This is a genomic window from Mangrovicella endophytica (assembly GCF_002893625.1).
GTDB lineage: Bacteria > Pseudomonadota > Alphaproteobacteria > Rhizobiales > Rhizobiaceae > Mangrovicella > Mangrovicella endophytica.
In genome coordinates, this window is the sequence record NZ_PKMZ01000017.1 from 25096 (window position 1) to 33711 (window position 8616).

The 8616-nt window shown below is 69.6% G+C and carries 9 protein-coding genes; 4 read left to right on the forward strand and 5 right to left on the reverse strand.

Annotated elements, in window-relative coordinates:
• Positions 1 to 136: 136 nt before the first annotated feature.
• The 5 genes from C0R46_RS20035 to C0R46_RS20055 form a co-directional block, all read right to left on the reverse strand.
• Positions 137 to 1654 carry a tripartite tricarboxylate transporter permease gene (locus C0R46_RS20035; protein WP_102961449.1) on the reverse strand — a complete coding sequence of 506 codons (1518 nt, stop codon included), beginning with the start codon at positions 1652 to 1654 and terminating at the stop codon, positions 137 to 139.
• A gap of 25 nt (positions 1655 to 1679) precedes the next feature.
• Positions 1680 to 2183: a tripartite tricarboxylate transporter TctB family protein gene (locus tag C0R46_RS20040; protein WP_102961450.1), complete on the reverse strand. Its 504-nt coding sequence runs from the start codon at positions 2181 to 2183 to the stop codon at positions 1680 to 1682.
• Positions 2180 to 3124: a Bug family tripartite tricarboxylate transporter substrate binding protein gene (locus C0R46_RS20045; protein ID WP_102961451.1), complete on the reverse strand. Its 945-nt coding sequence runs from the start codon at positions 3122 to 3124 to the stop codon at positions 2180 to 2182. Before C0R46_RS20045 ends, C0R46_RS20040 begins: the two co-directional genes overlap by 4 nt.
• A 188-nt stretch (positions 3125 to 3312) precedes the next feature.
• Positions 3313 to 4227, reverse strand: a complete 915-nt coding sequence (locus C0R46_RS20050) for a Gfo/Idh/MocA family protein (protein ID WP_102961452.1) — start codon at positions 4225 to 4227, stop codon at positions 3313 to 3315.
• 123 nt (positions 4228 to 4350) lie between these two features.
• A complete protein-coding gene (locus C0R46_RS20055) occupies positions 4351 to 4800 on the reverse strand; it encodes a VOC family protein (RefSeq protein WP_102961453.1) in 450 nt (149 codons plus the stop codon).
• Between the two features lie 121 nt (positions 4801 to 4921).
• Here C0R46_RS20055 and C0R46_RS20060 point away from each other — a divergent pair, with 121 nt between their 5' ends.
• From C0R46_RS20060 to C0R46_RS20075, 4 genes are all read left to right on the forward strand, one after another.
• A complete protein-coding gene (locus C0R46_RS20060; RefSeq protein ID WP_102961454.1) occupies positions 4922 to 5305 on the forward strand; it encodes a VOC family protein in 384 nt (127 codons plus the stop codon).
• Between the two features lie 56 nt (positions 5306 to 5361).
• A complete protein-coding gene (locus tag C0R46_RS20065) occupies positions 5362 to 6282 on the forward strand; it encodes an alpha/beta hydrolase family protein (protein WP_102961455.1) in 921 nt (306 codons plus the stop codon).
• Between the two features lie 84 nt (positions 6283 to 6366).
• Positions 6367 to 7068: an HAD family hydrolase gene (locus C0R46_RS20070; protein WP_198598421.1), complete on the forward strand. Its 702-nt coding sequence runs from the start codon at positions 6367 to 6369 to the stop codon at positions 7066 to 7068.
• A gap of 41 nt (positions 7069 to 7109) precedes the next feature.
• Positions 7110 to 8405 carry an NAD(P)/FAD-dependent oxidoreductase gene (locus tag C0R46_RS20075; RefSeq protein WP_102961457.1) on the forward strand — a complete coding sequence of 432 codons (1296 nt, stop codon included), beginning with the start codon at positions 7110 to 7112 and terminating at the stop codon, positions 8403 to 8405.
• Positions 8406 to 8616 lie beyond the last annotated feature (211 nt).

Here is an 8616-nt window from a genome sequence, read left to right on the forward strand (position 1 = left end):
ACGCCGCCCATCGCCAGCGGGCGCCAAGCCGCCTGTGCTGGACGATGGCTCCAAACGCCGCCCGATCCCGGGCGGCTTTTTTATTGCCGTTTTGCACTGCCCGCTCGCCGTCTCTTAAGGCCTCGAGCAAGGAGCGTCAGTCTTCGTCGCTGGCGAGCTGCGCCAGCACCTGGCCGCGTCCGCGCATGCGCAGGATGATCGGCAGCACCAGGGCGATCAGCGCCACCGTCAGGAGCGTGATCGAGATCGGCGAGGCGACGAGGGTCGTCAGGTCGCCACGGCTGATCTGCAGCGCCCGCCGCAGCTGTGTTTCCGCCATCGGCCCGAGGATCAGCCCCACCACCACCGGCGCGATCGGGAAGCCGAAGCGCCGCAGCATGTAGCCGAGCAGGCCGAAGACCAGCAGCGCTCCGAGCTCGAAGGGCGAGGGATTGGCGCCGATCGTGCCGAGCGTCGCGAAGACGAGGATGCCGGCATAAAGCCACGGCCGCGGGATCGTCAGCAGCTTCACCCACAGGCCGACCAGCGGCAGGTTGAGCACCAGCAGCATGAAGTTGGCGACCAAGAGGCTGGCGATCAGGCCCCAGACGAGCTGCGGGTTGGAGGTGAAGAGCAGCGGGCCCGGCTGCAGGCCGAACTGCTGGAAGCCGGCGAGCATGATCGCGGCGGTCGCGGAGGTCGGCAGGCCAAGCGTCAGGAGCGGCACCAGCGTGCCCGCGGCGGACGCGTTGTTGGCCGCTTCCGGCCCGGCGACGCCCTCGATCGCGCCCTTGCCGAACTCTTCCGGATGCTTGGTCAGCGCCTTCTCGGTGGAGTAGGACAGGAAGGTGCCGATCTCGGCGCCGCCGGCCGGCATGGCGCCGATCGGAAAGCCGATAGCGGTGCCGCGCAGCCAGGCCTTCCAGGATCGTTTCCAGTCACTCGCCGTCATCCAGACGGAGCCCTTCACGGCCTCGATCGTGTCGGGCGCCCGCTTGCCTGCGGCGGCGACCGAGAGCGCCTCGCCGACGGCGAACAGCGCCACCGCCAGCGTCGTCACCTCGATACCGTCGGTGAGCTCACGCAGCCCGAAGGTCAGCCGCGACTGGCCGGTCTGCTGGTCGAGCCCGATCAGGCCGATGGTGAGGCCGATCATCAGCGCGGTGAGCCCGCGCAGCGTCGAGTCGCCGAAGGCGGCGGACACGGTGACGAAGGCGAGCACCATCAGCGCGAAATAGTCGGCCGGCGAGAACTTGATCGCGAAGGCCACGACATAGGGCGCCAGGAAGGCGAGCAGCAGCGTCGCGATCAGGCCGGCGACGAAGGAGCCGATGGCCGCGGTGGCGAGCGCCGGCCCGCCGCGCCCGGCCCGGGCCATCTTGTTGCCCTCGAGCGCGGTGACGATCGAGGCGCTCTCACCCGGCGTGTTGAGGAGGATCGACGTCGTCGAGCCGCCGTACATGCCGCCATAGTAGATGCCGGCGAACATGATCAGCGAGCCTGAAGGGTCGAGGCGGTAGGTCACCGGCAGCAGCAGTGCCACGGTCAGCGCCGGGCCGATGCCGGGCAGCACGCCGACAATCGTGCCGAGCGTCACGCCGATGAGCGCGTAGAGCAGGTTCATCGGCTGCATGGCGACGAGGAGGCCCTGCGCCAGGAGATCAAACGTATTCAACGGCGCACTCGCGGGTCGGACGAGGTCAGGGGATCAGGCGTTCCAGCGGTCCTGCGGGCAGCGACAGCTGCAAGAGGCGCGTGAAGATCAGGAAGATCACGAAGGACAGGACGATGCCCGCCGGCACGGTCAGCCAGAGCGGGCCGCGGCCCATGCCCTTGGCGGTTGCTGCAAAGAGCAGGCCGGTCGCGATGGAGAAGCCGGCCGTGCGCAGCAGCGCCAGCTGCAGCAGGAGGCCGCCGACGATCCAGAGCACCGGCGCGATCTCGTCATGGTCGCGCTCGGGGAAGCTGTTGCGGAAGGCCGCGATGAACGTGCCGATCGACAGGATGAGGAGCGCCCCGCCGACAAAGGCCGGGAAGGCCGTGGGCCCCAGACCATAGGCGACCGAGCGCGCCGAGACGCTCCAGGCGGCGTAGCCCACGACGCCCGACAGGATCAGCAGGAGCACCGCGATGGCGAGCACCGCCCGGTCGGGGCGGCGCTCCTTCTCGTTCAGCCTTGCGGGCGAGGCTTCCGTCGGTGTCATTGCACCAGGCCGATGTCTTTCAGGATCGTCGACGTCGCCGCGATGTCCTTGTCGAGCTGCGCCTTGAAGGCGTCGCCGGCGAGGTAGGTGTCGGCCCAGCCGCGGGTCTTCAGCAGTTCCTGCCACTTGGCCGACTTCACCATCTTCTCGATGTCGGCGTTGATGGCGGCTTCCTGCTCGGCCGTGATGCCGGGAGCGGCCGCGACCATGCGCCAGTTCTGGATCTCGACGTCGACGCCGGATTCCTTCAGCGTCGGCGCGTCGACGCCCTCGATGCGCTGCGGCGCGGAGACGGCGAGAAGCCGCAGCCCGCCCGAAGCGACCTGCGATTCGAACTCGCTGGTCGAGGAGATGCCGGCCGTGACCTGGCCGCCGAGGATCGCCGCCAGTGCCTCGCCGCCGCCGGAGAAGGCGACATAGTTGATCTTGGTCGGGTCGACGCCGAGCGCCTTGGCGATCAGGCCGGTGGCGATCTGGTCGGTGCCGCCGGCCGAGCCGCCGCCCCAGGACACGCTGCCCGGATCTGCCTTCAGCTTGGCGACGAGGTCGGCCAGTGTCTTGATCTCGCTGTCGGCGGGAACGACGATCGCCTCGTATTCGCCGGTCAGGCGGGCGATCGGCGTCACGTCCTTCAGGGTCACCGGCGAATTGTTGGTCAGGATCGCGCCAACCATGACATAGCCGCCGACGATCAGCGCATTGGCGTTGCCGCTGGAATCGTTGACGAACTGCGCGAGGCCGATCGTGCCGCCGGCGCCGGGGACATTGGTGACCTGGACGCTGGAGGAGATCTTCTCCGTCTGCAGCGCATCCTGCATGGCGCGGGCCGTCTGGTCCCAGCCGCCGCCGGGCGCCGCCGGCGCGATGATCGAGTAATCGGCCGCTACGGCCGGAGCGGAGAGCGCAGCCATGATGGCGGCGGCGTAGATGAACGGTCGCATCGATCCTCCCAATAAATCCGTCGGTCTGACAATTTGTGCGGTTCTAGGCGATAGCAGCCAGTGCGCCCGAAGAAAAGCGCCAGTCGCGGCACGGTCCGACGCGATCGGATCTTCACCATCCAAGGTTATCGGGCACTCTGAATTACCCGTTCGCATGGGGTGGCGGATCGCCACGGCGCGCGGAGATGCTACTGCGGCATGAGCGGCAGCGTCGAAACGCGCGCACCGCCCTGTGCCAGACTGGCCTCCGCGGCAGCAAGGATCGCCACCACGTCGCGGGCAAAGCGAATGTCGCAACGGTGGTCCCGCGAGCCGGTCTCAATGAGGTGGACGAGCTCGGCGGCCGCGGACCGGTAGGTCGCCAGCCGGTCATAGCTGTAGCGTTCGAGAACCGGACCATCCGGCCCGAAGTCGTAGCGTTCCTCCCCGGCCTCGCGCGGCACGCTGAGGTTCAGCCGCAGGCGCGCGGTGCCGCCACCCGCGTGAACGAGATCCACGATGATCTCGCCGCCTTCGTCTGCCGCCGCAACGCTCGCGACCGGCCCCAGCACCGGCACCAGCACCGACAGCGCATGTGGGCCGAGATCGCGCAGCACCCCGTGCTCGGCGAGCCGCCAAGCGGACGCCGCATAGGGGCTGCCTGGCAAGAGGGCCGAGCCGCGAAAGGTGACGTCGCAGCGTTGCGGGCGCGCCGCGACCGCTTCGGCGATGAAGGCCTCGACGGCCGGGATGAAGCGGCGGGTGAAGAAGGAGACGGTCGCAAGGTCCCGCGCCTGCGTCAGCTTCGTCAGACGGTCGGCATCGGCGAGCTTCGTTGCCAGCGGCTTCTCGAGGAGAAGATGCTTGCCGGCCTCGGCGGCCCTGATGGCGAGGCCGACCTGCACGTCCGGCGGGACGGCGAAGGCCAGCGCATCGACCGCCGGCAGCAGCGCCTCAAAATCCGTGAAGGCGGCGATAGTGAACTCGGAGGCCAGCGCCTCCACCGTCGCCGGCGTGCGGCCATGAACGCCGACGAGCTCCACCCCCGGCAGGGTTTTGAGGCCCGGCAGATGGATCGTCCGCGCCCAGTGCCCGGTTCCACAGACGGCGATGCGCAGCGTCATTGGCAATCCCTCTCCCCAGCCGCAACGGCGCCGGTATGGCGCCCGAAGCAGCGGACGAGCTAGCGATTCTCGCCGTGGAGAGGCAAGCGCCCTCGCTGCATTGCGCAGGCGAACGGCGCTCGCTCAGCCGGCCGGCAACTCCAGCGGCCCGCCCATCGACCAGCTGACGCCGTAGGGATCGCGCAGCACGCCGTAGCGCTCGCCCCAGAACATCGGCTGCAGCGGCGTCACCACGGTGAGACCGGCCGCGACGGCGCGGTCCCACCACACGTCGACCTCCTCCAGCTGCATATGCAGCGTGATCGCCTGCGGCGGCACCGGATTGTGGCCGTACTCCGGATAGAAGTCGCTCAGCATCACCGACCCGCCATTGATGACGAGGTGGATGTGCATGCTGCGGCCTTTGTCGTCCGGCGGATAGGTGAACACCGTCTCGGCCCCGAACGCGCGCCCGTAGAGCGCGGCCGCGGCCAGAGCGCCTTCGACGTTGAGGTAGGGCGCGACGCCGCCCAGCACCCTCGGTCTGGTCTTCGGCGTGGGGTTGGCGGGATCGGCGGCAGCATCCGTCGGCATCGCGGTCCTCCCTGCGGCGGCGGGGCCGTTCGGCGCCTGGCCGCGCGTCGCCTGATGCAGGATGCCCTGAGGTGTTGTAGTCTGCAACGTGAACGCGCAGGACACTGGGGGACCCGATTCCATGATCGACCATATGAGCTTGCCGGTCGCCGATCTCGCTCGCTCTCGAGCCTTCTATGCCGCGGCGCTGAAGCCGCTCGGCATAAGCCTCGTCATGGAGGTGACGGCGGCGGAGACCGGCGATAAGGCCCATCTCGGCTTCGGCACCGGCAAGCCGGTGCTATGGCTGACGGACGGCAGCACGCCGGCGAGCGGCGTCCACGTGGCCCTGACGGCCGATAATCGTGCCGCGGTGGATGCTTTCCATGCCGCCGCGCTCGGCGCCGGCGGGCGCGACAACGGCGCGCCGGGGCTGCGCCCGTATTACCACCCGAACTATTATGCCGCCTTCGTCTACGATCCCGACGGCAACAATATCGAGGCCGTATGCCACACGCCGCATTAGTCCGGCCCATGCGGAATTCCGACATCCCGGCGCCCCCGGCCGGACCGTTCTGATCGATGGCGGACAGCTTCGCCGTCGCGGCGGCCGACGGCGTTCCGATCGTCGGGCTCGTTCACCGGCCCGCCGCGGGCACGCCACGCGCCGTCGTGGTGATCAGCGCCGCGACATCCGTCCAGAGCCGCTATTATGGCCGCTTCGCCGCCTATCTCGCGGATCGGGGCTTCGCCGTCGTCACCTACGACTATCGCGGCATCGGATTGTCGAAGCCGCAGCGGCTGCGCGGCTTCGCGGCCGGCTGGCTTGATTGGGGGCGGCTCGACCTCGACGCGGTGCTCGGCCATGTCGCGGCGGCCTTTCCGGGCCGCGCCGTGGCGGCGGTCGGCCACAGCATCGGCGGCTTCGTCACCGGCCTGTCGCCCCGCTCCGGGCAGTTCACCCGCATCGTCACCGTCGGCGCGCAGTTCGCCCGCTGGCGGGACTATCATCCACGGCATCGCCACCGCATGCTTGCCAAGTGGCACCTCGCCATGCCGCTCCTGACGCGGGCTTTCGGCTATTTCCCGGGGAGCCGGCTCGGCTGGATGGAGGATACGCCGGCCGGCGTCGTGCGCGACTGGAGCGGGTTTGGTCGTGGGTTCGAGACCTCGCTCGATCGGCCGGATGCCCTCGGTTCGACGCCGCGTCAGGCGCTGGCCGCCGTCACGGCGCCCATCCTCGCGATCGGCCTTGATGACGACCCGTTCGGCACGGTCCCGGCTATTGAGCGGCTGCTCGCCCTCTACCCGGCCGCGCCGTCGACGCATCTGCGCATCGATCCGGCCGATATCGGCGCGGCCGAGATCGGTCACTTCGCTTTCTTCCACGACCGCTTCAAGGAAAGCCTCTGGCCGATCGCGGCGGCGTGGCTGGAGGGCGAGCCGCTGCCCGAGATCGGGCGCTTCGTCGCTGCTGCCGACAGACCGGCCGGTCGCCCGTGACGGCCGGGGTCGGCGCAGCGCGCGACGGCATGGCAGCCCTCCGAGACCTCGGCTAAGTTGCCGCCCCGATACCTAAAGGGGACGATGGCGATGCCGATCCGGCTGGTCTGTCTCGATGCCGACGACACGCTCTGGCACAACGAGACCTTCTTTCGCGAAGCCTTCCGGCGCTTTGGCGAGATCCTGTCGCCCTATGCCGCGGCGGAGGAGGCGACCCGCGTCCTCGACGCCGTGGAGCATCGCAACCTGCCGCTCTACGGCTACGGCGTGAAAGGCTTCGGCCTGTCGATGATCGAGGCCGCGACCGAGCTGGCCGGCCCGAACCTCTCCTCCCACGCGGTCGCCGAGATCCTGGCGCTAGGCCGCGACATGATGCGCCATCCCGTCGAGATGCTGCCCGGCGTGCCGGGGGCGCTGGATCGCCTTGCCCGACAGGCGCAGCTCGTCCTCGTCACCAAGGGCGACCTCTTCCATCAGGAGACCAAGCTCGCCGCCTCCGGCCTTGGCGACCGTTTCACCGGCGTCGAGATCGTCAGCGACAAGCGCGCTGAGACCTATACTCGGGTTTTCGCCCGCTACGGCGCAGCGCCGGAGGCGGCGGTGATGGCCGGCAATTCGCTACGCTCCGACGTGCTGCCGGCGCTGGAGGCCGGCGCCTACGCCGCCTTCATCCCCTATGAGATCGTCTGGGCGCACGAAGCCGCGGAGGCGCCGACGCACCATCCGCGCTATCGCGAGCTTCCCCGTCTCGATGCCTTGCCGGATTGGGTCGAGAGCATCGGCTGAGCCGGCTGGCGCGAAACCCTGGCCAAGAGAGTGTTGTCACCATGCTGAACGATCCACGCTCGCACGGTCTCTGGGAGCGCACCGCGCCGCCGGCTCCACCCACCGCGCCCTTGTCCGGCGATCATACGGCCGATGTCGCGATCGTCGGCGCCGGCTTCACCGGCCTCTCCGCCGCGCTGCATCTGGCCGAGCGAGGCGCGCGCGTCACCGTGCTGGAGACCGCCGAGATCGGCTTCGGCGGCTCGGGGCGCAATGTCGGCCTCGTCAATGCCGGCCTCTGGGTGATGCCGGACACGGTCGCGGCCCAGCTCGGCCCGGAGCATGGCGAGCAGCTGCTCACCCTCCTCGGCGAGGGTCCGGGCGCCGTCTTCGAGATCGTCGAACGCCACCGTATCGCCTGCGAGGCGACCCGTGCCGGCACGCTGCACTGTGCCGTCGGGCCGAAGGGCTTCGCCGAGCTGGAACAGCGGGCGGAGCAGTGGCAGAAGCGTGGCGCCCCGGTCGAACTCCTCGGCGCCGCCGAGGCCGCAGGCAAGGTCGGCACATCGGCCTATAGCGGTGCGCTCCTCGATCGCCGCGCCGGCACGATCCAGCCGCTCAGCTATGCCCGCGGCCTTGCCGCAGCGGCGATCGCAAGCGGCGCCAGGATCGCCACCCGATCGGCCGTCACCGGCGCCACCGAGGCCGGCGGGCGCTGGCGGGTGGCAACGGCGGCCGGCAGCGTGACGGCCGACTGGGTGATCGTTGCGACTGAGGCCTATGGCTCCGCCCGCCCCGGCGCGCCCTGGCCGGGGGTGCGCGCCGAAATTGTCCACCTGCCCTATTTCAACATGGCAACCCGGCCCCTGGATCCGGCAGTGGCAGCCACCATTTTGCCCGAGCGCCAAGGCGTCTGGGATACGGAGGAGATCTTGTCCTCCTTTCGCTTCGACCAGGCCGGCCGGCTCGTCTTCGGCAGCGTCGGTGCGCTCAGGGGCACCGGGCTCGCCGTCCACCAGGCCTGGGCGAAGCGCGCGCTCCGCCGCCTGTTCCCGGCCATCGGCCCGATCGAATTCGAGAGCGTCTGGTACGGCCAGATCGGCATGACCGCCGATTCGCTGCCGCGCTTCCACCGGCTCGGGCGCAACGTCGTGGCGTTCAGCGGCTATAATGGCCGCGGCATCGCGCCCGGCACCGTCTTCGGCCGCACCCTCGCCGATCTCGTCAGCGGGCGCGTCACGGAGGCGGACCTGCCACTGCCGGTCACCGACCCGCTGCCGCAATCCTTCCGGCCGCTGCGCGAGGCCTATTACGAGGCCGGCGCGCAGATCGCCCATTTTGCCGGCGAGCGCTTCTGATCCAACGCCACCCTCTGCCAGAGCATTTCCGGCGAACACGGAACCGCTCTGCCGGAGGGCATTCGGTTCGAGATCAAGACGCCGGGCAAGGTCGTAGCGGGGCTACGGCCGCAGACCGGGGTCGACGGGATCGGGCCGAATGCACCCGGCCCTTCGGGTTTGCGGTCGCCGGGCGCCCACTTTGTCGGCTCGTCTCGGCCGTAGCCCCGCT

What these genes read in the sequence shown, in the direction of transcription:
- C0R46_RS20040 (WP_102961450.1), bottom strand. Translation starts at nt 2,183, where the DNA reads ATGACACCGACGGAAGCCTCGCCCGCAAGGCTGAACGAGAAGGAGCGC.
- C0R46_RS20045 (WP_102961451.1), bottom strand. Translation starts at nt 3,124, where the DNA reads ATGCGACCGTTCATCTACGCCGCCGCCATCATGGCTGCGCTCTCCGCT.
- C0R46_RS20050 (WP_102961452.1), bottom strand. Translation starts at nt 4,227, where the DNA reads ATGACGCTGCGCATCGCCGTCTGTGGAACCGGGCACTGGGCGCGGACG.
- C0R46_RS20055 (WP_102961453.1), bottom strand. Translation starts at nt 4,800, where the DNA reads ATGCCGACGGATGCTGCCGCCGATCCCGCCAACCCCACGCCGAAGACC.
- C0R46_RS20060 (WP_102961454.1), top strand. Translation starts at nt 4,922, where the DNA reads ATGATCGACCATATGAGCTTGCCGGTCGCCGATCTCGCTCGCTCTCGA.
- C0R46_RS20065 (WP_102961455.1), top strand. Translation starts at nt 5,362, where the DNA reads ATGGCGGACAGCTTCGCCGTCGCGGCGGCCGACGGCGTTCCGATCGTC.
- C0R46_RS20070 (WP_198598421.1), top strand. Translation starts at nt 6,367, where the DNA reads ATGGCGATGCCGATCCGGCTGGTCTGTCTCGATGCCGACGACACGCTC.
- C0R46_RS20075 (WP_102961457.1), top strand. Translation starts at nt 7,110, where the DNA reads ATGCTGAACGATCCACGCTCGCACGGTCTCTGGGAGCGCACCGCGCCG.